The 23,916-nt window shown below is 71.6% G+C and carries 22 protein-coding genes; 5 read left to right on the forward strand and 17 right to left on the reverse strand.

Going from position 1 to position 23,916, the window contains the following annotated elements; translation table 11 throughout:
* Positions 1-31: 31 nt before the first annotated feature.
* From AMK22_RS26910 to thrB, 11 genes are all read right to left on the reverse strand, one after another.
* On the reverse strand, positions 32-469 hold the full coding sequence (locus AMK22_RS26910) for a hypothetical protein (protein WP_073789177.1): 438 nt from the start codon (positions 467-469) through the stop codon (positions 32-34).
* Between the two features lie 260 nt (positions 470-729).
* Positions 730-2,121: an MraY family glycosyltransferase gene (locus AMK22_RS26915; protein WP_073789179.1), complete on the reverse strand. Its 1,392-nt coding sequence runs from the start codon at positions 2,119-2,121 to the stop codon at positions 730-732.
* A gap of 165 nt (positions 2,122-2,286) precedes the next feature.
* On the reverse strand, positions 2,287-3,615 hold the full coding sequence (gene glyA, locus AMK22_RS26920) for a serine hydroxymethyltransferase (protein WP_073789181.1): 1,329 nt from the start codon (positions 3,613-3,615) through the stop codon (positions 2,287-2,289).
* A 216-nt stretch (positions 3,616-3,831) separates the two neighbouring features.
* Positions 3,832-4,473 (reverse strand): arsenate reductase/protein-tyrosine-phosphatase family protein, encoded by a 642-nt coding sequence (locus AMK22_RS26925; RefSeq protein ID WP_073789183.1) that lies wholly within the window; start codon positions 4,471-4,473, stop codon positions 3,832-3,834.
* Entirely contained in the window at positions 4,470-5,117 is a 648-nt protein-coding gene (locus AMK22_RS26930; protein WP_073789185.1) for an L-threonylcarbamoyladenylate synthase, read from the reverse strand. The genes AMK22_RS26925 and AMK22_RS26930 overlap by 4 nt, the downstream gene beginning before the upstream one ends.
* A 130-nt stretch (positions 5,118-5,247) precedes the next feature.
* Positions 5,248-6,093 (reverse strand): peptide chain release factor N(5)-glutamine methyltransferase, encoded by an 846-nt coding sequence (prmC, locus tag AMK22_RS26935; protein WP_073789187.1) that lies wholly within the window; start codon positions 6,091-6,093, stop codon positions 5,248-5,250.
* 85 nt (positions 6,094-6,178) lie between these two features.
* Positions 6,179-7,255 (reverse strand): peptide chain release factor 1, encoded by a 1,077-nt coding sequence (prfA, locus tag AMK22_RS26940; RefSeq protein WP_073789189.1) that lies wholly within the window; start codon positions 7,253-7,255, stop codon positions 6,179-6,181.
* 152 nt (positions 7,256-7,407) lie between these two features.
* Positions 7,408-7,632: a 50S ribosomal protein L31 gene (gene rpmE, locus AMK22_RS26945; RefSeq protein WP_073789191.1), complete on the reverse strand. Its 225-nt coding sequence runs from the start codon at positions 7,630-7,632 to the stop codon at positions 7,408-7,410.
* Between the two features lie 226 nt (positions 7,633-7,858).
* Entirely contained in the window at positions 7,859-8,962 is a 1,104-nt protein-coding gene (locus tag AMK22_RS26950; protein ID WP_073789194.1) for an LCP family protein, read from the reverse strand.
* A gap of 450 nt (positions 8,963-9,412) precedes the next feature.
* Entirely contained in the window at positions 9,413-11,419 is a 2,007-nt protein-coding gene (gene rho, locus AMK22_RS26955) for a transcription termination factor Rho (protein ID WP_073789196.1), read from the reverse strand.
* A gap of 412 nt (positions 11,420-11,831) precedes the next feature.
* Positions 11,832-12,749, reverse strand: a complete 918-nt coding sequence (gene thrB, locus AMK22_RS26960; protein WP_073789198.1) for a homoserine kinase — start codon at positions 12,747-12,749, stop codon at positions 11,832-11,834.
* A 661-nt stretch (positions 12,750-13,410) separates the two neighbouring features.
* On the opposite strand from thrB, the gene AMK22_RS26965 reads away from it, so the two are divergent.
* A complete protein-coding gene (locus AMK22_RS26965) occupies positions 13,411-14,094 on the forward strand; it encodes an HD domain-containing protein (RefSeq protein ID WP_073789200.1) in 684 nt (227 codons plus the stop codon).
* Between the two features lie 173 nt (positions 14,095-14,267).
* Entirely contained in the window at positions 14,268-15,482 is a 1,215-nt protein-coding gene (locus AMK22_RS26970; protein WP_073789201.1) for a Cmx/CmrA family chloramphenicol efflux MFS transporter, read from the forward strand.
* Positions 15,483-15,674: 192 nt separating this feature from the next.
* On the opposite strand, the gene AMK22_RS26975 is transcribed toward AMK22_RS26970, so the two are convergent.
* Positions 15,675-16,025, reverse strand: coding sequence for a DUF4031 domain-containing protein (locus AMK22_RS26975; protein WP_079186418.1), 351 nt, complete (start codon positions 16,023-16,025; stop codon positions 15,675-15,677).
* Positions 16,022-16,390, reverse strand: coding sequence for a hypothetical protein (locus AMK22_RS26980; RefSeq protein WP_073789203.1), 369 nt, complete (start codon positions 16,388-16,390; stop codon positions 16,022-16,024). The genes AMK22_RS26975 and AMK22_RS26980 overlap by 4 nt, the downstream gene beginning before the upstream one ends.
* Positions 16,391-16,561: 171 nt before the next feature.
* Here AMK22_RS26980 and AMK22_RS26985 point away from each other — a divergent pair, with 171 nt between their 5' ends.
* From AMK22_RS26985 to AMK22_RS26995, 3 genes are all read left to right on the forward strand, one after another.
* Positions 16,562-17,479 carry a MurR/RpiR family transcriptional regulator gene (locus AMK22_RS26985; RefSeq protein WP_073789205.1) on the forward strand — a complete coding sequence of 306 codons (918 nt, stop codon included), beginning with the start codon at positions 16,562-16,564 and terminating at the stop codon, positions 17,477-17,479.
* 149 nt (positions 17,480-17,628) lie between these two features.
* Positions 17,629-18,681: an N-acetylmuramic acid 6-phosphate etherase gene (murQ, locus tag AMK22_RS26990; protein ID WP_242434147.1), complete on the forward strand. Its 1,053-nt coding sequence runs from the start codon at positions 17,629-17,631 to the stop codon at positions 18,679-18,681.
* Between the two features lie 50 nt (positions 18,682-18,731).
* Positions 18,732-20,321, forward strand: coding sequence for a PTS transporter subunit EIIC (locus AMK22_RS26995; RefSeq protein ID WP_073789207.1), 1,590 nt, complete (start codon positions 18,732-18,734; stop codon positions 20,319-20,321).
* 608 nt (positions 20,322-20,929) lie between these two features.
* Here AMK22_RS26995 and AMK22_RS27005 read toward each other — a convergent pair.
* The 4 genes from AMK22_RS27005 to AMK22_RS27020 form a co-directional block, all read right to left on the reverse strand.
* Positions 20,930-21,229 carry a hypothetical protein gene (locus AMK22_RS27005; protein WP_242434156.1) on the reverse strand — a complete coding sequence of 100 codons (300 nt, stop codon included), beginning with the start codon at positions 21,227-21,229 and terminating at the stop codon, positions 20,930-20,932.
* Positions 21,219-21,464 (reverse strand): hypothetical protein, encoded by a 246-nt coding sequence (locus AMK22_RS27010; RefSeq protein WP_073789211.1) that lies wholly within the window; start codon positions 21,462-21,464, stop codon positions 21,219-21,221. Before AMK22_RS27010 ends, AMK22_RS27005 begins: the two co-directional genes overlap by 11 nt.
* 517 nt (positions 21,465-21,981) lie before the next feature.
* A complete protein-coding gene (locus AMK22_RS27015) occupies positions 21,982-22,812 on the reverse strand; it encodes a DNA polymerase subunit beta (RefSeq protein ID WP_073789214.1) in 831 nt (276 codons plus the stop codon).
* Positions 22,813-23,228: 416 nt separating this feature from the next.
* Positions 23,229-23,879: a TetR/AcrR family transcriptional regulator gene (locus AMK22_RS27020; protein ID WP_073789216.1), complete on the reverse strand. Its 651-nt coding sequence runs from the start codon at positions 23,877-23,879 to the stop codon at positions 23,229-23,231.
* Between the last annotated feature and the right edge of the window lie 37 nt (positions 23,880-23,916).

Below are 23,916 nucleotides of genomic sequence, written 5' to 3' on the forward strand. Positions count from 1 at the left end.
CTTGAACCCACGCTTATCCCGCCCCTACCCTTCACGACTTCGACCCGGCGTTCTCGGGCTTCTCACTCTTGTCGGACTCGGGTTCGACGTAGAGGATCTTGGCCTTCATGTGCGCACGCGCCTGTGCGCCGATCCACACCAGAGTCGCCACGACCAGGGTGATCGCGAAGGACTTCGGATTGAACACCGTGGTGTTCTTGAATGCGGCGACGAAGATGAACAGCAGGAGAAGCTGAGCCGTGTAGAGCATCAGCCCCATCGCCTGGAAGAGGTGGGGCAGGGACCGGGCGGTCCGTTGCAGGACCACAAGTCCGATCCCCATGAAGAGGATCACCACGAGCGCCCCCACGACCGCGCCGAGGGCTCCCTTGCCGCCCGCGACGACACCGCAGATCACGGCGGCGAGAGCGCCGGCGGCAGCGGTGGGTACGGCGGTCTGGAGGAGAGTCCGGGCGTCGTTGGACGGCATGGGGCAGCTCCACTTGCAGGGGATGGTCGGTGTGTCGTCATGGACGAGCGTAGGGCCCGGTCCGAGTCGATGACTCGGGCCGTCGGACCGTGGTACTCAAGTCCTTCAACTCCGCCACCGGGCCTAGTGAACGGTATCACAAACTATTTGATGAGGTCTTTACCAAGACCTGTGCTTGCTGTCACACATGAGAGTGAATTTGCACATGTGAGCAAGACAACTCTATTCCTGACCTGGTATTGCCCTCAATGACCGAATCGTCAGCGGGTCGAATCGGCCGCATCTCTGTCCGAAAAACGCGAACGAGCGCCGAGCGCGGTCGCCCCGTTGACGCCGGGCACACCCGTGGCGGCGGCGGGCCGCTCCTGGCCGCGTCGGTCCGTTCCCCCCATCTGTCCTTCCGGGGACCGCCGTTGGGCCTCCCCGGCCGCTGTGGCCGCGCCCTGCGACGACTCCTCTGCGCGACCGCGCCGGTGCCGGCGGTAGCGGGGCGGCAGGAAGCGTTCCGCCCAGTACGGCGCCCGGGGCGTAAAGCGCGGCATCAGCAGCAGGACGAGGCCCAGCGCGCTCAGTCCCATGATCACCAGCACGATCCACAGGGACGCCGAATGCACGGAATAGCCGACCGCGCCGAAAGCGATCAGCGCCGACCAGAAATACATGATCAGCACGGACCGGCTGTGCGAATGACCGATCTCCAGCAGCCGGTGGTGCAGATGCCCGCGGTCCGCGGCGAACGGCGACTGGCCGTTCCAGGTGCGCCGCACGATCGCCAGCACCAGGTCCGCGGCCGGGATCGCGATGATGGTCAGCGGCAGCAGCAGCGGAATGAAGACCGGCAGCATCGCGTGGGTGGCCTCGCGCTCGCTGCCCGCGAAGAGCGTCATCGTGTCCGGGTCGACCTGACCGGTGACGGAGATCGCCCCGGTCGCCAGCACCAGCCCGATCAGCATCGATCCCGAGTCGCCCATGAAGACCCGGGCCGGGTGCATGTTGTGCGGCAGGAAACCCAGGCACATGCCCATCAGGATCACGGTGAACAGCGTCGCGGGGGCCGCCGCCTCGATCATGTGCCCGTACCAGAGCCGGTACGTGTACAGGAAGAACGCGGCCGATGCGATGCACACCATGCCCGCCGCGAGCCCGTCCAGGCCGTCGACGAAGTTGACCGCGTTGATGGTGATGACGACCAGGGCGACCGTGAGCAGCGTGCCCTGCCACTGGGTGAGCGCGACCGTGCCGATGCCGGGGATCGGCAACCACAGGATCGTCAGACCCTGGAGCACCATCACGGCGGCGGCGATCATCTGGGCGCCCAGCTTGATCAGCGCGTCGATCTCGAACTTGTCGTCCAGGACACCGATCAGCCAGATCAGCGCCGCCCCGGAGAGCAGCGCCCGCGGCTCGTCGGACTGCTGGAAGACCCAGTCGAGGTTGTGGAGATGGGCCGCGACGATCAGACCCGCGCACAGTCCGCCGAACATGGCGATGCCGCCGAGCCGTGGCGTCGGTTCCCGGTGCACATCGCGCGCGCGGATCGCGGGCATCGCCCCGGCCGCGATGGCGAACTTGCGCACCGGGCCGGTCAGCAGATAGGTCACCGCAGCCGTTACGCAGAGCGTCAGCAGGTAATCACGCACGGGCTGCCCCACAGATTTCTACGGCCATCTCAGCCCACACCTTAGACGGTCCGGAAGGTCCGATTCCTGGTCGAGGACGTCGCGGGCTCGTGGTCGAGGACACCGCGGGCGGGCCGATGGTTCCGCGTTCCGCCCCCCGTCGCCGGGCCCGCCCGGGCCGGACCGGACGCTCCCCGGTCAGGCCGGTCCGTCCGGTCCGGACGGTCCGCGGCCGGGGCCGGCGGCCCGCGTCCCGGACGGGTACGGCGGGTGTGCGCGGGCCAGCTCCCGGACCTCCGCGCGGACGTCCGCCGCCGCGCCCTCCTCGCGCACCGCCGTCCCGAACAGGGCCGCCAGCCGCGCCATGTCGGCGTCGTCCATGCCCTGGGTGGTCACCGCCGCCGTGCCGAGCCGGATCCCCCGGGCATCCCCGTACGGGAGCGCGCAGACGTCCAGGACCAGGCCCGCCGCCGCGAGGCGGTCCCGGGCGAGGCGCCCGTCGACGCCCAGCGGGGCCGGGTCCGCGACGATCAGATGGGTGTCCGTGCCGCCCGTGGTGACCTCGAAGCCCTCGGCCTCCAGACCGGCGGCCAGCACCCGGGCGTGCGCGACCACCCCGCGGGCGTACGCGGCGAAGGCCGAAGTGGCCGCCTCCCCGAACGCGACCGCCTTCGCGGCGATCGTGTGCATCTGCGCGCCGCCCTGGGTGAACGGGAACACCGCCCGGTCGATCCGCTCGGCCAGCTCCGCGCCGCACAGGATCATCCCGCCGCGCGGGCCGCGCAGCACCTTGTGCGTGGTCGCGCAGACCACGTCGGCGTACGGCACCGGGCTCGGCGCCGCTCCCCCGGCGATCAGCCCCATCGGATGCGCGGCGTCGGCGATCAGATAGGCGCCCACTTCGTCGGCGATGTCCCGGAACAGTTCGTAGTCCGGGTGCCGGGGGTACGCGATCGAGCCGCTGACGATCGCCTTCGGGCGGTGCGCGCGGGCCAGGGCGCGCACCTGCGCGTAGTCGATCAGGCCGCTCTCCGAGTCCACCCCGTAGCCGACGAACTCGAACCAGCGGCCGGAGAAGTTGGCGGGCGAGCCGTGTGTGAGGTGGCCGCCGTACGGGAGCCCCATCGCGAGCACCGTGTCGCCGGGGCGCAGCAGGGCGGCGTAGGCGGCGAGGACGGCGGAGGAACCGGAATGGGGCTGGACGTTGGCGTGTTCGGCGCCGAAGAGGGCGGTGGCACGGTGGCGGGCGACGCGCTCGGCGGCGTCGGCGTGCTCGCAGCCGCCGTGGTGGCGGGCGTCGGGGTAGCCCTCGGCGTACTTGTTGGCGAGCGGTGAGCCGAGGGCGGCGAGGACCGCCGGGGAGGTGAAGTTCTCGGCGGCGATCAGCTGCAGGGTGCTCGACTGCCGGTCCAGCTCCGCGAGCAGCACGGCGGCGATCTCCGGGTCCTCCCGGAGCAGGGCCCCGAAGTCCTGCGGCAGGACCGGATCGACGGGCAAGGGGTGTGCGGCGGGGGTGGTGACCGGCATCGAGGAGCTCCGGACCTGGAGTGGGTGCGCTGGCGTCAGCTCCAATGTAGGCCCGTCACGGGCCCTCCGCCCGCTGTGCGCCGCCGCCGTGCACCCGCCCGTCCCTCGGGCACTTGTCCTCGCGTACGCCTGTCAGAGCGGCGCCCAGCGGCACGTGCCGGGTGCGCACGGGTACGTACGGGCTCCGCACGGCGGGGCGGTGCGCCGGTGCGTGGGTCAGTGCGCGGCCGGTACGCCGGTCAGCGCGGTGACGACCGGGTCCAGCGCCTGGTTGATCTCGTCGCCGATGGACCGGAAGAACGTGATCGGCGCACCGTACGGGTCGTTCACCTCGTCCGCCTCGACGGTAGGCGCCAGCAGCCAGCCGCGCAGCGCGGCGGCGGCGCGCACCAGTGCGCGGGCGCGCTCGACGACGCCCTCGCCGCGCGGGTCGGGCAGGGTGGCCGGATCTATGGCACGGACCAGCCGGGTGAACTCCTTGAGCGTGAAGGTCCGCAGCCCGGCCGAGTGCCCCATCGAGATGACCTGCGCCCGGTGATCGCGGGTGGCGGTGAGCACCAGATCGGCGCGGATCACGTGCTCGTCCAGGAGTTCCCGGCCGACGAAGCCCGTGGGGTCGGCGCCGAAGTCGGCGAGGACGATCTCGGCGTTGGACTCCATGGGGGCGCCTTCGTGGCCCCAGGTGCCCGCGCTCTCCACGATCAGCCCGCCCAGCAGCGGGTCGCCGAGGCGGTCCACCAGGGCGTGCCGGGTCAGCCGCTCGGTGATCGGCGAGCGGCAGACGTTGCCGGTGCTGACGTGGAGGATGCGGAAAGTGTCGGCCCGCCCCGCTATGCCACGCCCCTCAGGGGCGGTCAATTCGCCACCTCGAGGTCGGGTACCACCTTGCGGAGTTCCTCGACCGAGACCGCGCCGGCGCGCAGCAGTACGGGGACCTTGCTGGTCACGTCGACGATCGACGACGGCACGATGCCGGGTGTCGGTCCCCCGTCGAGGTAGACGGAGACGGAGTCGCCGAGCATCTCCTGGGCTGCGTCGCAGTTCTCGGGGGCGGGGTGGCCGGTGAGGTTGGCGCTGGAGACGGCCATCGGGCCGAACTCGGTGAGCAGCTCGATGGCGACGGGGTGCAGCGGCATCCGGATGGCGACGGTGCCGCGGGTGTCCCCGAGGTCCCACTGCAACGACGGCTGGTGCCGGGCGACGAGCGTGAGGGCGCCCGGCCAGAAGGCGTCGACGAGCTCCCACGCCTGCTCGGAGAAGTCGGTGACCAGGCCGTGCAGCGTGTTCGGGGATCCGATCAGCACGGGGGTGGGCATGTTGCGCCCGCGGCCCTTGGCGGCGAGCAGATCGGCGACGCCCTCGGAACTGAAGGCGTCCGCGCCGACGCCGTACACGGTGTCGGTGGGCAGCACGACCAGTTCGCCGCGGCGGACGGCCGACACGGCCTCGCGCAGCCCCGTCGTACGGTCGGTCGCGTCGTTGCAGTCGTATCGCCGTGCCATCAGCCGGCCTCCTCAAGCATGTACGGGTATGGCGGGTGCGGGGCGTGCGTGCGGGCGCCGCCGGTCGCGGCCCGGCCGTGCGGGCCGTGGTCGCCGGGCGCGGCCCGTCCCCGGGTGCGGGTGGCGCCGGTCACGGCATGGCCTTGCGGGCGGTGGCGAAGCGCGGACGGTTGTTGAGGTCGGGGTGGTCGGCCGCGTCGGCCCAGCCGCGCTCCTCGGTGAAGATCCACGGCACCTGGCCGCCCTGGGTGTCGGCGTGCTCGACGACGACGAGGCCGCCCGGACGCAGCAGGCGGTGCGCGGTGCGTTCGATGCCGCGGATGGTGTCGAGGCCGTCCTCACCGGAGAACAGGGCCATCTCCGGGTCGTGGTCGCGGGCCTCGGGGGCCACGTACTCCCATTCGGTGAGCGGGATGTACGGCGGGTTGGAGATGACCAGGTCGACCTGGCCGTCGAGTTCGGGGAGGGCGGTGAGGGCGTCGCCGTGGTGGACGGTCACCCTGGACCCCTCGGCGTTCTTCCGGGTCCACTTGAGGGCGTCGTCGGAGAGTTCCACGGCGTGCACCCGGGATCGCGGCACCTCCTGGGCGATGGCCAGGGCGATGGCGCCCGAGCCACTGCACAGGTCGACGACGGTCGGCTCGACGACGTCCATCGCGCGCACAGCGTCTATCGCCCAGCCGACGACGGACTCGGTCTCCGGGCGGGGGACGAAGACGCCGGGCCCGACCTGGAGCTCCAGGTAGCGGAAGAAGGCGCGGCCGGTGATGTGCTGGAGCGGTTCGCGGGCCTCGCGGCGGGCGATCGCCTCCCAGTAGCGGGCGTCGAAGTCCGCGTCCGGCACACGGTGCAACTCGCCCCGCTTGACGCCGTGCACGAAGGCGGCGAGCTCCTCCGCGTCGAATCGCGGTGAGGGCACACCGGCGTCGGCCAGCCGCTGGGTGGCCTGGGCCACCTCGGCGAGCAGCAGGTTCATCGCGGTACTCCGTACGGGGTCACGGGCGGGGCGGGCTTTGCTGGGACCGGCCGACGCATCGGGAGGTCGACGTGTGCGGCCGGTCCTATGCTGCGGCGAGCTTCGCGGCGGAGTCGGCGTCGACACACGCCTGGATCACCGCGTTCAGATCGCCGTCGAGCACCTGGTCCAGGTTGTACGCCTTGAAACCGACGCGGTGGTCCGAGATCCGGTTCTCCGGGAAGTTGTACGTGCGGATCTTCTCGGAGCGGTCGACGGTGCGGACCTGACTGCGGCGCGCGTCGGCGGCCTCGGCCTCGGCCTTCTCCTGGGCCGCGGCCAGCAGACGCGAGCGCAGGATGCGCATGGCCTGCTCCTTGTTCTGAAGCTGGCTCTTCTCGTTCTGGCAGGAGGCGACGACACCGGTCGGCAGGTGCGTGATGCGGACCGCGGAGTCCGTGGTGTTGACGGACTGGCCGCCGGGTCCGGAGGAGCGGTAGACGTCGATGCGCAGGTCGTTGGCGTGGATCTCGATGTCGACCTCCTCCGCCTCGGGAGTGACGAGCACCCCGGCGGCGGAGGTGTGGATGCGGCCCTGGGACTCGGTGGAGGGCACGCGCTGCACGCGGTGCACGCCGCCCTCGTACTTGAGGCGGGCCCAGACGCCCTGGCCGGGCTCGGTGGCGCCGTTGCCGCCCTTGGTCTTCACCGCGACCTGCACGTCCTTGTAGCCGCCGAGCTCGGACTCGGTGGAGTCGATGATCTCGGTCTTCCAGCCGACGCGCTCGGCGTAGCGCAGGTACATCCGCAGCAGGTCACCGGCGAACAGGGCGGACTCGTCGCCCCCGGCGCCCGCCTTGATCTCCAGGAGCACGTCCTTGTCGTCGCTGGGGTCGCGCGGGACCAGCAGGAGGCGGAGCTTCTCGGTGAGCTCCTCGCGCTGCTGCTCCAGATCCTTGACCTCCGCGGCGAAGTCGGGGTCGTCGGCGGCCAGTTCGCGGGCCGTCCCGATGTCGTCGCCGACCTGCTTCCAGGAGCGGTACGTGGCGACGATCGGAGTCAACTCGGCGTAGCGCTTGTTCAGCTTGCGCGCGTTGGCCTGGTCGGCGTGGACCGCCGGGTCCGCGAGCTTCTTCTCCAGATCGGTCTGCTCACCGATCAGTTCCTCGACGGCCTCGAACATCTTCGGGCTCCTGGTTCCTTCAATCGGACGTGCCTGCTGGACGGCGTGCCGCCGTCCGGGCGGGGGTACGGGGACGTGTCGTACCCCGAGCCGGAAAACGCCGGTCTCGGCGCCCCCGGGAAGAGGGCGCCGAGAACCGGCGCAGTGGCTCGCTACTTGCTGGCGGAGCCGGCAGCCTTGCCGAAGCGGGCCTCGAAGCGGGCCACGCGGCCACCGGTGTCGAGGATCTTCTGCTTGCCCGTGTAGAACGGGTGGCACGCGGAGCAGACTTCGGCGCGGATGGTGCCGCCCTCGATGGTGCTCCGGGTGGTGAACGACGCGCCGCAGGTGCAGCTGACCTGCGTCTCGGCGTACGCGGGGTGGATGTCGCGCTTCAAGGGATTCTCCTAGGTTCGGGAGGGCACCGGGTCGGACGCACGGGATGCGTGTCCGTGAACCGGGGCCGACGGTCCAGTCTGCCAGGATTGGCCGCATCTCCCAAAACCGGGGGCGGCCCGCACCTATTCCCGGGTCCGTTCCCGCGCCGGGGGACGCGACCGCGCGCCACCGATTGTCACGCCGCATCACGAGGCGTCACCGGTTCCGGCCCGCGGCGCGGCCGGGTCAGCGGACGACGTCGCCCGCGGTCCCCTTGTCACCGGCCGACTTCTCCGTGGCCGAGGCCGGGATCGGCCTGTCGCCCTTGAGCGCGTCCCAGACCTGCCGGGCGGACTCCTCCAGCGGTACGACGCGGTTCGGGTCGGCCGGGTCGTACTGGACGGGCAGGGTCACCATGTGGACGTTCTTCGCGCCGAGCCCCTTGAGGCCGTTCGCGAAGGAGGCCAGTTCCTTGACCGATCCCAGGTCGGAGTCGGTCGTGACGGCCTTGGTGGCGGCGTCCGCGAGGTCGTACAGCTTCGTCGGGCTGGAGAACACCCCGACGCTCCTGACCTGTTCCATCAGCGCCTTGATGAACGCCTGCTGGAGCTGGATGCGGCCGAGGTCGCTGCCGTCGCCGACGCTCTTGCGGGTGCGGACGAGACCCAGCGACTGCTCGCCGTTCAGCACGTGGGTGCCGGGAGGGAGGTCGAGATGGCTCTTGGGGTCGTGGATCGCCGTGGTCGTGGTGATCTTCACGCCGCCCAGCTCGTCGATGAGCTTCTTGAACCCGGTGAAGTCGACTTCCAGGTAGTGGTCCATGCGGATGCCGGACATGGCCTCGACGGTCTTGACCGCGCAGGCCGGCCCGCCGACCTCGTACGCCGTGTTGAACATCGCGCGCCGCTCCCCCGCGACGAGCTGCCCGGTGGTGTCGCCGACACAGTCGGGGCGGGTGACGAGGGTGTCGCGAGGGATGGAGACGACGGAGGCCGTCCGGTGGCCCTTGTCGATGTGCAGGACCATCGCGGTGTCGGAACGGGCCGTGCCCTCGTCGGTGCCGTACGCGGCGTTCGCGCCGGAGCGGGAGTCGGAGCCGAGCACGAGGATGTCCTGGGAGCCGTTGTCGACGTTGTCGGGGCGGTCCTTGCCGAGCGCCGCGTTGATGTCGACGGCCTTGAGGTTGCCGTTGAGGTCGAAGTAGGCCAGGGCGAGCCCGCCTCCGCCGAGGGCCACGGCCCCCACCAGGGTCCAGGCGGCGATCACCGCTGTCCGGCGGCGGCGGGAAGGCTTCTTGCGGCGTCTGCCGGTGGCGCGTATTCGGATGCCGCTCCCGTTCTGCCCGCTCATCCTTCTCCTTCTGTTCCCGGCTCCTCGCGGCCACCCCCGGCAGCGGTGCGTGCGCACTGATTCGTTCTGCTGTGACGACTTGTCGCCACTTCACGTGACTCGTACGACTCGTACGACGTCGCGGTACTTCGTACGACGTCGCGGCATGAAGAAGGGTTGCACAGCGGTTCGTCACATCCACGTGAGGAACAAGTCGACACAAAGGCCACGCCCCACGTCGGCGAACGGCTGGTGATCCGGCGCTCACCTGCGGTTTCTCGCCCCGTGCAGCCGTCGTCGCGAACCCGGCCGTCACGTCCGTCGTGTGGCGAAGGTCTCGGACCGGCCGAAAGGACCGGATCGCGCACGGAGCGACGAACCGCGATCCGCGCGGCCGCGCGAAACAGGGCCGCCCCCGTCACCTCGGCGGTGACGGGGGCGGCCCTGTGAGCCTGCCGGTACGGTACGACGTCAGTCGTTGCCGTTGCCCGGAGCGGGCGTCGTCTTCTGGATCTGGAGCAGGAACTCCGCGTTGGACTGGGTCTTCTTCATCCGGTCCAGGAGGAGCTCGATCGCCTGCTGCTGGTCGAGCGCGTGCAGCACCCGGCGCAGCTTCCAGACGATGGCCAACTCCTCGCTGCCGAGCAGGATCTCCTCCTTGCGGGTGCTGGACGCGTCGACGTCCACCGCCGGGAAGATGCGCTTGTCCGAGAGCTTCCGGTCGAGCTTGAGCTCCATGTTGCCGGTGCCCTTGAACTCCTCGAAGATCACCTCGTCCATGCGCGAGCCGGTCTCGACGAGCGCGGTGGCCAGGATGGTCAGCGAACCGCCGTCCTCGATGTTGCGCGCGGCACCGAAGAAGCGCTTCGGCGGGTACAGCGCGGTCGAGTCGACACCACCGGACAGGATGCGTCCGGAGGCGGGGGCCGCGAGGTTGTACGCGCGGCCGAGGCGGGTGATGGAGTCCAGCAGCACGACCACGTCGTGACCCAGCTCGACGAGACGCTTGGCGCGCTCGATGGCCAGCTCGGCGACGGTGGTGTGGTCCTCGGCCGGGCGGTCGAAGGTCGAGGAGATGACCTCGCCCTTCACCGACCGCTGCATGTCGGTGACCTCTTCCGGACGCTCGTCGACCAGGACGACCATCAGGTGGCACTCGGGGCTGTTGACGGTGATCGCGTTCGCGATCGCCTGCAGGATCATGGTCTTGCCGGTCTTCGGCGGGGCCACGATCAGCCCGCGCTGGCCCTTGCCGATCGGCGCGACCAGGTCGATGATCCGCGTCGTCAGGACGTTGGAGTCGGTCTCCAGGCGGAGCCGGTCCTGCGGGTAGAGCGGGGTCAGCTTCTGGAACTCCGGTCGGCCGCGGCCGGTTTCGGGCGCCATGCCGTTCACCGAGTCGAGGCGGACCAGCGCGTTGAACTTCTCGCGCCGCTCGCCGTCCTTGGGCTGCCGCACCGCGCCGGTGACGTGGTCGCCCTTGCGCAGGCCGTTCTTGCGGACCTGAGCGAGCGAGACGTACACGTCGTTCGGGCCGGGCAGGTAGCCGGAGGTCCGGATGAACGCGTAGTTGTCGAGGATGTCCAGGATGCCCGCGACGGGGATCAGGACGTCGTCCTCGGAGACCTGGACCTCGCCCGCGAAGTCGTCGCGGCCGCGGCGGCCACGGCGGTCGCGGTAACGGCCCCGACGGCCGCGGCGGCCGCCCGCCTCGTCGTCGTAGCCGTCGTCCTGCTGGCCGCCCTGGCGCTGCTGGCGCTGGCCGCCCTGCTGTCCCTGGCCACCGCTCTGCCCCTGGTCGTCGCCCTTGCTGCGGCGGTCGCGCTGCCGGTCACGGCGGTCCCCGCGCTCCTGGCGGTCGCCCCGCTCGCCGCGCTGGCCGCGGTCCTGGCGCTCGCCCCGACGGCCCTCGGCCGTGTCGGCGGCGGCCTCGGCGCGGTCCTCGTTCTTCGGCTCGGCGCTCTTGGGCTCGGCCTGCGTCTGGGCCTTGGCCTCGACGGCCGGCTTGCTCTCCGCCTTGGGCTCCGGGCTGCCCGCCTGCGCGGTGGCACGGCGCCGACGGCGCTCGCCCGCGGGCTGCTCGTCACTGGCCGGCTGACCGGGGATGTCGATCTGCTGCTGGGCGGCGGCGGCCTTCTCGGCCGGCGCGGCGTCCTCGCCGGTGCGGGCCTTGGAGGTGGCACGGCGCTTCGGCTTGGTCTCGGCGTCGGCGGCGGGCGCGGCGGCCTTGGGCGCGGCGCCTCCGGCCGCCTGCGCCTCCTTGATGACCTCGATCAGCTGGCCCTTGCGCATCCGCGCGGTGCCCTTGATGCCGAGGCCGGACGCGACCTGCTGCAGCTCGGCCAGGACCATGCCCTCAAGGCCGGTGCCGGAGCGGCGGCGCCGTGTGGTGGTGCCAGTGGCAGCACCTTCGGCGGGCGCGGCGCTGTCGACGTTCTTGTCGGCAGTCACGCCCATCAGATCGGTGGTGTCGCTCACGAAGGGTCCTTCCCTGGAGCGGACGTCGGCCTTCTGGCTCGGCGACCGGTTGTGCTGTCCGGCTGCGGTCTTTGCTTCTCGCGGACCGTGCCGGGGCGGTGGTCCGCCGGGGTACGGCGGAGGAATGAAGGTGTGCGGGGGTCCGGCGCGGGCATCCCCCTGCTCGGCCCACTCCTGGACGAGCGAGGGGTGTGTCGTGCCGGTTCCGGTGCGTGCACGAAACTGCTCAGGCAGGCTGCTCAGGCAGTTTGGGGAGGCTCCCGGAGAAAAGGTGGTCCCGGAAAGGGACACGGAGCAACGCGCCTCATGGACGTCGATTGCAGACTTGAGGTTAACACTACCGGCTCCAACAAACATTCCCCCTCTCACTCACCGGCAATCACTTCTCGGCCACCCGGCCCTCACCTCGCGGCTACGGGGCGAGCGGAAGCACACTCGCGCCCGGGGCGTCGAGCGTGAGCCGATTGGCGGCCCAGCCCTCGCCCGCCAGCCGTGCGACCTTGTCGGCCGCACCGCCCTCGGCCAGTGCGAGCACGGTCGGCCCGGCACCGGAGATGACCGCGGGCACGCCGTCGGCGCGCAGCCGGTGCACGAGTTCCGCACTCTGCGGCATCGCCGGGGCGCGGTACTCCTGGTGCAGCCGGTCCTCGGTAGCGGTGAACAGCAGTTCGGGGCGCCTGGTCAGCGCCTCGACGAGCAGCGCGGCACGCCCTGCGTTGAAGGCGGCGTCGACGTGCGGGACCGTGCGCGGCAGCAGCCCGCGGGCGGTCTCGGTCAGCACCGGCCGGTCGGGGACGAAAACCACCGGAACGATGGAATCCGCGGGATCCATCCTGATCGCGTGGGCCGATCCGCCGTCCGTCCACGCGAGGGTGAAGCCGCCGAGCAGGCAGGCCGCGACGTTGTCCGGGTGTCCCTCGATCTCGGTGGCGAGATCGAGCAGCGCGGCGTCGTCGAGCCGGGTGTCGCCGCCGGTCGTCACCGCGCGGGCGGCGACGATGCCGGCGCAGATGGCCGCGGAGGAGGAGCCGAGGCCGCGCCCGTGCGGGATGCGGTTGGCGCAGACGATCTCCAGGCCGCGCGGCTGCCCGCCGAGCAGGTCGAAGGCCGTGCGCAGGGAGCGCACGAGGAGGTGCCTCTCGTCGCGCGGCAGGGTGTCGGCGCCCTCGCCCGCGATGTCGATGTGCAGTCCGGAGTCGGCCACGCGGACGACGACGTCGTCGTACAGCCCCAGCGAGAGGCCGAAGGCGTCGAAACCCGGGCCCAGGTTGGCGCTGGTCGCGGGGACGCGCACCCGGACGGCGGCGGCTCGGAAGGCGGGACCGGCCATCGGTTGGACGACTCTCCTTGTAAGGCGGCGGGGGGTGGTGGTGAAGCGTTTTCTCGGTGACGGCGGACGTCGTGGCGGCGGGGAGTGGGTTCCGGGGAATGGACTCCGGGAGACCGACGGCCACAATGACCCCTGCACCGCGGCATATGCGGCGGGCGGGTTGACTACAGCTTATCGAAGGAAGGTTCTGTGGCGACATAGGGCGCACAGGAGGCGCACGATGCGTGTCGCCCATCTCCTGCGCGCTCTCACCCTCGGAAAGGGACGGTTGGGCCGAATTCCCTCCCCGCGGCGACCGGCCCTCGCGCCGACGGCGCCCCGCACCGGGCCGTGCTCCCGTCCCTGATGACCGCGACCGGCCGGGCCGGAGGGGGCGGGAGCGGCCGGGAGGCGGACCAACGGCCGGGGGAACGGGCCGGGCCCGTCGACCACCCGGCCCCGGCCCGCCCCGGGCCGTACGCCGGCTCTAGTGCTGTGGCCGGAAAGGTTTGCCTGGAAGCTCGCGGCGCCCGGTGCGGTGCATCGCAAGGCGGAGCATCGTCCGCGTACTGGACGTACGCGGGTGATGCGACAACACCGCGAGGTGCCGTGCCGGGCGGTGCGACGGGGCAAACGTTGCCGGGAGCGGCACTAGGGCCGCTCCCGGCACTAGGGTCGGGCCATGACCGAGAGTTCACGCGGACACAGCGCCCACGAGGAGGACGACGCCGAGGCCCGGCTCCGCGATCGCTGGCGGGAGACGCTCGTCGCCGCCCGGCGCGGGGCTCCCGGACCCGATCCGGGGCCGTACGCGGACAATCTGCTGTCCCGGTGGGCCGAGCCGCAGCGGCGTTACCACACCACCGCGCACCTGATCGCGGTGCTCGACCACGTCGACACGCTCGCCGCGTACGCGGCCGACGCGGACGCCGTGCGCCTGGCCGCCTGGTTCCACGACGCGGTGTACCGGCCCGACCGGTCCGAGAACGAGGAACGCAGCGCCGCCCTCGCCGAACGCGCCCTGCCGGAGGCGGGCGTACCCGACGACGTCACCGCCGAGGTGGCCCGGCTCGTCCGGCTCACCGTCACCCACGATCCGGCGGACGGCGACGCCGACGGCGAGGTGCTGTGCGACGCCGACCTCGCGATCCTGGCGGCACCCCCGAAGGAGTACGCCGCCTACGCGGCACAGGTGCGCGAGGAGTACGACTTCGTGCCCGACGACGCGTTCCGGGAGGGGCGGACGACCGTACTGCGTCAACTGCTCAGCCTGCCCTGCCTGTTCCGCACGCCGTACGGGGCGGAGCACTGGGAGCCCCGCGCACGGCAGAACCTGCTGACCGAGCTGGAGCTGCTCGACCGCTGAGGCGCGGGCGCCCGACGACGGGCAGGAGCACCGGACGACGGGCGGGGGCACGGCCGGCGCACCGCACATGGCGGGTGTGTGACACCTGCGTGAAAGCGCCGCCGGAGGGAATGACGCGACGGCGAGAGCGGTTGTCAGCAGTCATGCCCGACTCCGCCGCTCGTCCTTCCCGTATGCCCCTGGCCGTCTACATCCTCGGCCTCTCCGTCTTCGCCCTGGGCACCAGCGAGTTCATGCTCTCCGGCCTGCTGCCGCCGATCGCCGACGACATGAACGTGTCCATCCCCCGTGCCGGGCTCCTCATATCCGCCTTCGCGATCGGCATGGTGATCGGCGCCCCGCTGCTCGCCGTGGCCACCCTGCGACTGCCGCGCCGCACCACACTCGTCTCCCTCATCTCCGTCTTCGGCCTCGGACAGGTCGTGGGCGCGCTGGCGCCGACGTACGAGGTGCTGTTCGCCTCGCGGATCGTGAGCGCCTTCGCCTGCGCCGGGTTCTGGGCGGTGGGGGCGGCCGTCGCGATCGCGATGGTGCCGATGAACGCCCGGGCCCGCGCGATGGCCGTGATGATCGGCGGCCTGTCGATCGCCAACGTGCTGGGCGTGCCCCTGGGGGCCCTGCTCGGCGAGAACCTCGGCTGGCGTTCGGCGTTCTGGGCCGTGGGCGCGGCGTCCGCCGTGGCACTGGTCGGCGTGGTGACGCTGATCCCGCGTATTCCGCTGCCGGAGCGCAAGCCGCGGCTCAGGCAGGAGATGGCCATCTACCGGGACCGTCAGGTGTGGCTGTCGATCGTGGTCACGGCCCTCGCAGCGGGCGGTGTCTTCTGCGCGTTCAGCTACCTGGCCCCGCTGCTCACGGATGTGGCCGGGCTGGACTCCGGGTGGGTGCCGACGGTGCTCGCGCTGTTCGGGATCGGTGCGCTGGTCGGTACGACGATCGGCGGCCGGGTCGCGGACGCGCATCTCTTCGGGGTGCTGATGAGCGGCATCGCGGCCTCGACGGTGTTCCTGGTCGCGCTGGCGCTGTTCGCCTCGTACCAGGTGGCCGCGATCGGGCTCTCGTTCCTGCTGGGCGTGTCCGCGTTCTACACGGCCCCGGCACTCAACGCCCGGATGTTCAACGTCGCGGGCGCCGCGCCGACGCTGGCCGGTGCGACCACGACCGCCGCGTTCAACCTGGGCAACACGGGCGGCCCCTGGCTGGGCGGTGCCGTGATCGACGCCGACCTCGGTTTCGCGGCGACCGCGTGGGCGGGAGCGGCCATGACCGTGCTGGCGCTGGTGGCCGTGGTGTTCTCGCTGAGGCTGCACGGCCGTGGGGGCAGGTCCCTGAGGGTGACCGGCTCACCCGCCGCGAAGGCGTCAACATCGACGACGTCCACGGCTTAGGCCACGTCCACAGCTTCGCCTTCGGCCTCGGCCTCGGCTTCGGAGGCGGGCGCGGAGACGGGCACCACCGGGGCCTGAGTGCCCTCGATGCCCTGGGGCGGGCACGGTCCGGCGGGCCCGCTCCCTCAACAGGCCCGCTCCCTCAACGGCCACGGTCCGGCGGGTACGTCCCCGTCAGCGGGTCCGTCCCACTCAGTGGGCCCGGGGGACCAAGACCGGGGCCGGAGCCAGGTCCAGGGCCGGGGCCAGGTCCAAAGCCGAGGCCGGGGCCGGGACCGGGGCCGGGCGCCCCTTGGGCCGTCGCAGCCCGGCGGCCGTGAGCCGCCGGACGAGTTCCTTCGAGCCGATCTCCTTCGCCCCGGCACGCACCGCGTCCTCGTAACGCGACTCCGGTACGTCGTAGTGGTCCCGGTCGAACGCGCGCCCCGGGCAGCCGATGGACTCCGCGAAGGCGTGCAGTTCCTCGAAGGACACGTCACTGACCAGGTGCGACCAGAGCCGCCCGTGCCCCGGCCACTGCGGCGGGTCGATGTAGACCGTCACCGGCGCGCTATCCCGCCCAGCGAACCGACCGGCGCCACGGCGACGGCCGCCTTCGTGCACACCCAGTGCGGGTCCGGCCCCAGCTCCGGCTCGACGTCCAGGGCATGCGGGTCGCCCGCGTCGCAGACCGGGCAGAGCGGCCAGCGCCCGTACCGTTCGAGCAGCGCGTCCTGCACGTCCTGGGCGACCAGACCGACGACGAACGCGACGCCTTCGGGCCACTGCTCGACCCACCAGCGGCGATGCGTCACCGCGTCCTCGACCAGCGAGACGATCCCGGCCTCGGCGACGCCGCCTGCGGCGAGATCGGCCATCACCAGCGCGCGGGCCGTATGCAACGCCTGTTCCAAGGGATTCATCTCCATACGCCCATTGTCACCCGGCCCGCGAGGCCGTCCGCTCGCGATCGGGCGTCCCCCTTCGGCGGTCCCCTGCCCAGAGCCGGCTTCCAGGCAAGGGGCCGAAAAGCGACTCCCGGGCACCGGACCGCCGAAGAGGGGGTTGACGGGCCCTCGGGTTGAAAATATCTTTCAAATGTGACCAACGACCTGAAGGAAAGTTTCAGCGCTGACTCCCCGCCCGCCCCGGCGGCCCTCGCGGCCAAGGTGCGTACGCTCGCGCCGTCGATGACCCGCTCCATGCAGCGTGTCGCCGAAGCCGTCGCGGGGGATCCCGCCGGTTGCGCCGCCCTGACGGTCACCGGTCTCGCCGAGCTCACCGGCACCAGCGAGGCGACGGTGGTCCGTACGGCCCGCCTCCTCGGCTACCCCGGCTACCGCGATCTGCGCCTCGCCCTCGCCGGCCTCGCGGCGCACCAGCAGTCGGGCCGGGCGCCGTCCGTCACCGCCGACATAGCGGTCGACGACCCCATCGCCGACGTGGTCGCGAAGCTGGCCTACGACGAGCAGCAGACGCTCGCCGACACGGCCGCCGGGCTCGACACGGTCCAGCTCGGTGCCGCCGTGGCCGCCGCCTCCACCGCGCGCCGCATCGACATCTACGGCGTGGGCGCCTCCTCCCTCGTCGGCCAGGACCTGGCGCAGAAGCTGGCCCGTATCGGCCTGATCGCGCACTCCCACACGGACCCGCACCTGGCGGTGACCAACGCCGTGCAGCTGCGTTCCGGCGATGTCGCCATAGCGATCACGCACTCCGGTTCCACCGTCGATGTCATCGAGCCGCTGCGGGTCGCCTTCGACCACGGCGCGACGACGATCGCGATCACCGGCCGCCCCGACGGCCCCGTGACGCAGTACGCCGATCACGTGCTGACCACGTCCACCGCCCGCGAGACCGAGCTGAGACCCGCCGCGATGTCGAGCCGTACGAGTCAACTGCTCGTCGTCGACTGCCTGTTCGTGGGAGTCGCGCAGCGCACCTACGAGACGGCCGCCCCCGCCCTCGCCGCCTCCTACGAGGCACTGGCCCACCGCCACACCCCACGCCCGCGCTGACGCCGGCCCGGGCGCCTCGCAGCACGTCCGTACCGCGACCACCCGTCCCAGGCCCCGCACCCGCACCCGCACCCGCACCCGCACCCGCACCCGCACCCGCACCCGCGAAACCGTACGAGACCGAGAAAGAGAAAGCAGAGCCTTCCTCCATGACCTCCACGACCGACGCCGACCGTACGGGCGCCGAAGCCACCTCCCCCACCGGGTACGGAGAACTCCGCGCCCAGCTCGACACGCTCACCACCGAGGCGTTCCGCCCCGAGCTGGCCGAGATCGACCGGCTGGGCACGCTCGAAATCGCCCGGATCATGAACGGCGAGGACCAGTCGGTCCCGGCCGCCGTCGGCGCCCGGCTGCCCGAGATCGCCGCGGCGATCGACGGCACGGCGGAGCGCATGGCCCGGGGCGGCCGGCTGATCTACGCGGGCGCGGGCACCGCGGGCCGGCTCGGCGTTCTGGACGCCAGCGAGTGCCCGCCCACCTTCAACACCGACCCGTCCCAGGTCGTCGGCCTGATCGCGGGCGGCCCCTCCGCCATGGTCAAGGCCGTCGAGGGCGCCGAGGACAGCAAGGAGCTGGCCGCCGCCGATCTGGAGGCCCTGGGGCTCACCACCGACGACACGGTGGTCGGCATCTCCGCCTCCGGCCGCACGCCGTACGCGATCGGCGCCGTCGAGCACGCCCGCGCCAAGGGCGCGCTGACCATCGGGCTGTCCTGCAACGCGGACTCGGCGCTGGCCGCCGCAGCCGAGCACGGCATCGAGGTCGTCGTCGGCCCCGAGCTGATCACCGGCTCCACCCGACTCAAGGCGGGTACGGCGCAGAAGCTCGTTCTCAACATGATCTCGACGATCACGATGATCCGGCTCGGCAAGACGTACGGGAACCTGATGGTCGACGTCCGCGCCTCCAACGACAAGCTGCGCGCACGCTCCCGCCGGATCGTCTCCCTCGCCACCGGCGCGTCCGACGCCGAGATCGAGGCCGCGCTCACCGCGACCGACGGCGAGGTGAAGAACGCCATCCTCGCCATCCTCGGCCAGGTCGACGGGCCCACGGCCGAGAGCCTGCTGGCCGCGTCCGGCGGCCACCTCCGGGCCGCCCTCGCCGCCGCCCCACGAACCACCGAAACCGCCAGCACCACTGGCACGACCAGCACCACCAGCACCACCGAAACCAGCCGAACCACCAGCACTACCTGAACCTTCGGCACCACCCCGCACCACCCCCGCACAGCAAGGCACCCCGCACCATGGCACCAGAAGACAAGAACCGCGCCACCGCCGCCGCGATCCTTCCGCTCGTCGGTGGCGCCGCGAACGTCGACTCCATCGCCCACTGCATGACCCGGCTCCGGCTGGGTCTGCACGACCGCTCGCTCGTCGACGACGAGGCCCTGAAGGCGATACCCGCCGTCATGGGCGTGGTCGAGGACGACACGTACCAGATCGTCCTCGGCCCGGGCACCGTCGCCCGGGTCACACCGGAATTCGAACGGCTGGTGGAGGAGGGCAGGGAGGCCGCCACCCCGGCGCCCGCGTCCGCCCCCGCCCCCGATCCCGCCTCCGCATCCGCGTCCGCTTCGGAGGTCGCCTCCGCGGAGGAACTGGCCTCTCAGGGCGCGGCGATGAAGGCGGCGCGCAAGGCGAAGAACGCCACCCCGTTCAAGCTCTTCCTGCGCCGGATCGCGAACATCTTCGTCCCGCTGATCCCGGCCCTCATCGGCTGCGGCATCATCGCGGGTCTCAACGGCCTGCTGGTGAACCTGGGCTGGCTGACCTCGGTCACGCCCGCGCTCGCCGCGATGGCGTCCGGGTTCATGGCGCTGATCGCCGTGTTCGTGGGGTTCAACACGGCGAAGGAGTTCGGTGGTACGCCGATCCTGGGCGGCGCGGTCGCGGCGATCATCGTCTTCCCGGGCGTCGCGAACATCGAGGCGTTCGGCCAGAAGCTCTCCCCCGGACAGGGCGGTGTGCTGGGCGCTCTCGGCGCGGCGGTGCTCGCGGTGTACGTGGAGAAGTGGTGCCGTCGCTGGGTGCCCGAGGCGCTGGACGTCCTGGTCACCCCGACACTGACGGTCCTGGTCTCCGGCCTGGTGACGATCTTCGGCCTGATGTTCGTGGCCGGCGAGGTCTCCACCGCGATCGGTTCGTTCGCCGACTGGCTGCTCGCCAACGGCGGCGCGGGCGCGGGCTTCGTGCTCGGCGGCCTGTTCCTGCCCCTGGTGATGCTGGGCCTGCACCAGGCTCTCATCCCGATCCACACCACCCTGATCGAGCAGCAGGGCTACACGGTCCTGCTCCCGATCCTCGCGATGGCGGGCGCCGGCCAGGTCGGCGCGGCCGTGGCGGTCTACTTCCGGCTGCCCCGCAACGGCTCGGTCCGCCGCACCATCAAGTCCGCGCTCCCGGCCGGCCTGCTCGGCGTCGGTGAGCCGCTGATCTACGGTGTCAGCCTCCCGCTGGGCCGCCCGTTCATCACGGCGTGCGTGGGCGGCGCGTTCGGCGGCGGCTTCATCGGCCTGTTCAACCAGCTCGGGGACAAGGTCGGCTCCACGGCCATCGGCCCGTCCGGCTGGGCCCTGTTCCCGCTCCTCGACGGCAACCACGATCTGGGCACCACGGTCGCGATCTACGGCGGCGGGCTGCTGGTCGGCTACCTGGCCGGCTTCCTCGCCACGTACTTCTTCGGCTTCGGCAAGGAACTGCTGGCCGAGTTCAACGTCTCGCAGGAACCGGCGGGCGCCACGACCTCCGGCGCCCCCGGCACCACCACGGGCACGGCATCGGCCCCGGCCCCTGGTCCGGGCCCGGACCAGGCAAAGGAACCCGCGGGCCTGTGACCGGGTGAACGACACGGAGAGGGCGGCACCCGGAACGGGCGCCGCCCTCTCCGCCGTCCGGCCACCCCGCGGTCTTCGTCCGATCGCCCTCTGGTCTTCGTCCGGTGCGCGTCGGGTCGCTGCGGATAGTCCCACGGGCGGCCATCGAAGGCCCGGTCGTACTCGACCATCGCAGCGGTCATCACGGATCCCTTCTCTGTGGCCCGTGTGAGCTCCGTGGATCGACGATTGCGCGGCGGTCCCCCGCTTCACTCAGCGCCCCACGATCGTGTGGCGTGCGCACCGACCTGCGCCGTCACGACTCGTCGCGGTCCGCAGGACGACGGCTCTCATCTGAACGGTCCTCAAGGGACGACTGCGTCATCCCGGCCGTCGCCAGGCTCACGCCTTCTGCGGCGAGCACCTGGCCACCTGCCCGCCTGGCCACCTGACGCCTGACCACCTGCCCGCCTGACCGGCCGTACACCAGGCCCCTGACCAATCCGGCCGCCTGCCGATCGGGCCGCCAGACCACCCGCACCCCGCACCGCACATCCACCGTGCGTCCCCGCAAGGGCCCAGGTCGGTCGCCGCACGGTGTCGGCCTGGGCCATCGGCGTATCCCGCGTTCAGCGCGGGAGCCGCCCCTCCCGGTTGATCTCCGTCACCCGCGCCCGCAGCACCAGCCCCGAAGGCGCCGTCCGTAAGAGGTGCGGCGGGCAGTCCCACTCCGCCCCGCCGCCCGGCGCCCGAAGTTGTACGTACGGCCCGACGCTCCCCATCACACGCCCCACTCGTCCGTCCCGCGCGTCCACCGCGAACGTCCCGGGCTCAGGCACGCCCGGGGACGCCGACGCCACCGGCAAACCCTGTGCACCGTGCGCCTCCTGCGCACCCTGGGCGCCCGGCTCGACGTCCTCACCGGTCATGTCCGGCCCTCCCCTGTGCCTCCAGCACCACGCTCAGCCGCAGCGCCGTGTCGAGGTTGCACCGGCCGAGCTCCACCAGCGGCGTGGGATCACTCCCGGCACACGACACCGGGTCGACCCGCAACGACGGCAACGTGATCCCCACCCCCGAGAAACCTTCTTTCAACCGTGCCACCGCCTCCTCCGCCGCCCGTACTTTCCCCTCCGCCGCTTCGCGCCGTTCCATCGTCGTCATGATCCATACCTTTCCACTCTGCGTAATGACAATGCATACCCAGAGTGTCCAACGCGCGACAGGCCAGGAAGAGGCGCAGAAGCTACAACCGCACGTGTGTCACAGGGAGTTGTCATGCCGGGGCCGAGGGCGCGAGGCCGTACCAGCGCGGAGGCCGGACGAACCACTGAGTGATCCAATGAATGAACCGTTGCATGGACCACTGGGCGAGCCGCTGCATGCCCCTCCTGGGCCGAGCCGCCGGGTGAACCGGTGAGAACCGATGGCGCGGGCCGTCAGGGGCTCTGCCCGGACCAACGAGCCAGGCGCCCGGACCGTCGAACTCGGTCGCGAACCATCGAACTCGGCGCCCGGACCGTCAGGCCCGGGCGCCTGCCGTCAACTTCAGCTCGAACCATCGGCTTCAGCTCGAACCATCGGCTTCAGCTCGAACCATCGGCTTCAGCTCGAACCGTCAGCTTCAGCTCGAACCGTCAGCTTCAGCTCGGACCGTCAGCTTCAGCTCGGACCGTCAGCTTCAGCTCGGGCCGTCCAGAAGGCCGCTGATCTCGTCGTGGAGTCCGTACGGCAGACGGACGGCCCAGCGGTCGGCCGCCTCGGCGGCCAGCTCCCGGCTCCAGCACCAGCTTTCACGTGCCGCCCTGCGCACCTCCGCCTCCCGGGCGGCGGAGGTGGTCGCCGTGTAACGATCACGGTCGGTGGCGGGCAGGTCCCGTTCCAGCGCCCGGCTCGGGGTGAGCCAGTGGGCGGTGCTGCCGCGCAGCAGGCGGCAGAGCTGGAGCTGCTGCGGCGCCACGACGGTGTGCAGCAGGGCATGGGCTCGGGCGATCTCGCCACGGGCCAGGACGTGGGCGAGCATGAGCGTCCAGTTCGCCGACTCGTCGGTGAGCTGCTGAGCGGTGACGGCCGGCTCGGGCGGGCGGAACTCGGCCAGCTGCCGTGCCGCCCGCGTCAGGCGGCCGGTGCGGTCGAGCAGGACGGCGTCCTCGGGGCGGGGCAGGTGCACCATCCCTCGCCACGTGGGCACTTCCTCGATCCCGGCACCCGCGGCGGTCAGGTGGAACTCACCGCGCATCAGGTCGTCGAAGACCACGGCGAGGATTCCGTACATGTTGGTGTACGCCAGCTTGAGCGGAGCGAGCTGCCCGAGAAAGGCGGGACCGTCGAAGTCGGGGAGCCGGTCGTCGTGGACGTAGAGGTACGCCTCGATGTCGGAGTGGGCGTCGGCCTCGCCCAGGGTCCAGGAACCGTAGAGCAGGACGCCTTCGAGACGGTCGTCGGCGTGGGCGATCCGCCTCAGCCGGGCGATGCGGTCGTCGAGGGCGGGGCATGCGGAACGAACGGACATGATGGGTCGTGTCTCCTGAATCACGCGCGCCGGGCAGGCACGCCGACGAAGCCCGGCACCCGCCGGGCGGATCGGTGCGGATACCGCCGTCCGCTCAGGAGAAGTTGCAACCCATGGCCGCCATCTTCGCAGAGTCCCCCACCCGGCCCCGCCCCGCGGCCCGAGCGGACAAGAACAACGCACGCACACTCCGTCGAGTGGGAGTTTTCGGCCCGACCGAGTGGCGCCAGGAAGCGGCCTTCACCTCCTTCGAGAATCGCCACCGGTGACCCCGCACGACACCGGTGCCCCCGGACCTACGGGAGCCGGTCACCGCGCACACATGGTCGGGCCCGTCCCCGGGACTTGAGCTCCGGGGCGGGCCCGCCGCGTTCCTCGCCCCGTTCTCCCCGCCCCGCTCGCCACCGCCGCTCCCGCTACCCCTGCTGCTCCCGCGCTCCCGGTTCCTGCTCCCGCCCCTGTTCCGGCGCCGACCAGAGGTGCCCGAGCGCGCCGAGCACCAGCCGGCAGACGTCGTCCGGCTCCGCCCCGGCCAGCGGCTCGCGGGCGACGACCGTCCGCATCAGTCCGATTCCGAGCAGCCACGCCATGGCCAGATCCGCGCGCAGGGCACCGTCCGCCGTACCGGAGAGCCCGGCCAGCGCCTTCTGGTACTCCTCCCCCAGCTCCCGCAGGGTTCCGGCCGCTTCGTCGCCCCGACCGATGGACCGCAGGTAGACCTCCAGGGTGCGGTCTCCCGTATCTCCCGCGCTGCGGGTCAGCATCGAGCGCAGGGCGGTCTCGAAAAGCTCCTCGGCCGGGGTGGCACGCAGCTGCTCCAGTCCGCCCTGGGCCAGGACCTCGGTGAGCAGTCCCTGCTTGGACCCGAAGTAGCGGAACAGCAGTGCCTGGTTGACCCCGGCCCGCGCCGCGATGCTCCGTACCGTCGTCGCCTCGTAACCCTGCTCCGCGAACAGATCGTGGGCCGCGTCCAGCAGACGACGGCGTGTGGCGGCGGCGTCCCGGCGAGGCGTGGTGGCGGCGTCCCGGCGGCGCTGTTGGGACGGCAGGGCGGGGGCGGACTCCATGTCGGCCTTCCTCTCGGACCTCTCGGAGCGGCCCGTA

Source organism: Streptomyces sp. CB01580, from assembly GCF_001905795.1.
Lineage (GTDB): Bacteria > Actinomycetota > Actinomycetes > Streptomycetales > Streptomycetaceae > Streptomyces.